The 1,802-nt window shown below is 73.0% G+C and carries 2 protein-coding genes; both read left to right on the top strand.

Annotation, left to right across the window (positions count from 1 at the left end; translation table 11 throughout):
* On the top strand, positions 1 to 750 hold a 750-nt coding region (locus AOK22_RS36030; RefSeq protein WP_279617108.1), incomplete at its 5' end, for an acyl-CoA dehydrogenase family protein.
* A gap of 12 nt (positions 751 to 762) precedes the next feature.
* Positions 763 to 1,802, top strand: a 1,040-nt coding sequence (locus AOK22_RS36025) for a Zn-dependent alcohol dehydrogenase (protein WP_055702896.1), incomplete at its 3' end; no start/stop codon positions are given.

The following is a 1,802-nucleotide window of genomic DNA, read 5'->3' as shown; positions in this document are numbered from 1 at the left end:
GCCGAGGGCGCTGTGGGGGGTGAGGGTGCTGTTGGTGGCGCGGGTGCCGCGCGTGGTGAGGGGCGCGCTCGTTCGGGGCATCGTGGGCTGTCCTTTCTGCTGGTTCCCATGGACCAGCCCGGCCGCATCGAGGTGCGGCCCATCCGGCAGATGACGGGGACCAGCGAGTTCAACGAGGTCTTCTTCGACGGCGCCCGCGCGCGTGCCGCGCATGTCGTGGGCGGCGTCGGCAACGGCTGGCGCGTCGCCATGGGGCTGCTCGGGTTCGAGCGCGGAGTGTCGACGCTGGTCCAGCAGATCGGCTTCGCGGAGGAGCTGGCGGGCGTGGTCCGCCAGGCCGTGGCGAGCGGCGCCGTCGGCGATCCCGTGGTGCGGGACCGGCTGGTGCGGCAGTGGGCCGAGCTGCGCGTGATGCGGTGGAACGCGCTGCGGACGCTGGGGAGTCCGGGTGCCGTCGGCGCGTCGGGCGGTGCGCAGGGGGACAGCGGCGGCGCGCCCAGTGTCGCCAAGTTGCTGTGGGGGCGGTGGCATCAGCGGCTCGGGGAGCTCGGGATGGCGGTGCGGGGTGCGGTCGCGGCGGTCGGGCCCGCGGACTGGCGTGCCGACGCCCCGTACGAACTCGACGCGCTGCAGCGGCTGTTCCTGTTCACCCGCGCCGACACGATCTACGGCGGCTCCGACGAGATTCAGCGGAACATCATCGCCGAGCGGGTGCTCGGTCTGCCGAGAGAGGCCAGAGGGCCTCGGTGAGGGGTGTGCGTGGTGCGGGGCGTTGTCTTCGACGGTGAGCGGGCCGAGGTCGTCCACGATCTGGAGATACGGGACCCGGGGCCCGGGGAGGTCCTGGTCGCGGTGGCCGCGGCGGGGCTGTGTCACAGCGATCTCTCGGTGATCGACGGGACCATTCCGTTCCCGCCGCCGGTCGTGCTGGGGCACGAAGGGGCGGGCGTGGTGGAGGCGGTGGGCGCGGGGGTGACGCATGTGGCTCCCGGGGATCACGTGGCGCTGTCGACCATCGCGAGCTGTGGGGCGTGCGCGGAGTGCAACCGGGGGCGGCCGACGATGTGCCGCAAGGCCATCGGGCGTCCTGACCGGCCGTTCTCGCGGGGCGGCAAGCCGGTGTACCAGTTCGCGGCCAACTCGGCGTTCGCCGAGCGCACGATCGTCAAGGCCGTGCAGGCGGTGCGGATCCCGGACGACATCCCGCTGACGTCGGCGGCGCTGATCGGGTGCGCGGTCGTGACCGGGGTGGGGGCCGCGCTGAACCGGGCCAGGGTCGGGCTCGGGGACACGGTCGTGGTGATCGGTACGGGCGGGATCGGGCTCAACGTGTTGCAGGGCGCGCGGATCGCGGGGGCGTCGACGATCGTGGCGGTGGACGCGAACGCGGAGAAGGAGGCGGTGGCCCGGCAGTTCGGGGCGACGCACTTCTTCGGGTCGACGGAGGGTGTGCGGGACGTCCTGCCGGACGGGGTGGACCATGCCTTCGAGTGCGTGGGGCGGGTCGAGCTGGTGCGGGAGGCGATCGATCTGCTCGACCGGCATGGGCAGGCGGTGCTGCTCGGGATGCCGGCGGCTACGGCGGAGGCGTCGTTCGTGGTGGCGTCGATGTTCCTGGACAAGTCGATCCTGGGGTGCCGGTACGGGAGTTCGCGGCCGCAGCGGGATTTCGCGCTGTACGCGGAGCTGTACCGGAGCGGGAAGCTCCTGCTGGACGAGCTGGTGACGGCGACGTACGCGGTGGAGGACTTCCCCAAGGCGGCGGAGGACGCGGCGGCGGGGAGGGTGGCGAGGGGCGTCTT

Source organism: Streptomyces silaceus, assembly GCF_001419745.1.
Lineage (GTDB): Bacteria > Actinomycetota > Actinomycetes > Streptomycetales > Streptomycetaceae > Streptomyces > Streptomyces silaceus.
Note: the sequence above shows the minus strand (reverse complement) of the source record. Positions and strands in the feature narration are given on the sequence as shown.